1 pseudogene is annotated in these 281 nt (G+C 46.3%); it reads left to right on the forward strand.

What is annotated here, in order from left to right:
* Positions 1–281, forward strand: a pseudogene (locus E1140_RS21090) (hypothetical protein); the annotation flags it as partial.

Below are 281 nucleotides of genomic sequence, written 5' to 3' on the forward strand. Positions count from 1 at the left end.
GTAAAACTGGCACAGGAAGTTTATGATGCTACAAACACCCTGATCAAACGTACCGACTACATAGGAGAGTTTATCTATGAGACCGAAGGTGAAGGCGATGCAGCACTGTCCTTCATCCAACATGAAGAAGGGCGAATAGTGCCCGATGATATCAATGGGTGGGAGTACCAGTACAACCTGAAAGACCATTTGGGCAATACAAGGGTAACCTTTACTACCCAGCCCAACACCATTGAGTTTAACCTGTTCTACGAACCAGATGCCACGGTAGATGTGAATGG

Source organism: Fulvivirga lutimaris, assembly GCF_009711525.1.
GTDB classification, from domain to species: Bacteria; Bacteroidota; Bacteroidia; order Cytophagales; family Cyclobacteriaceae; genus Fulvivirga; species Fulvivirga lutimaris.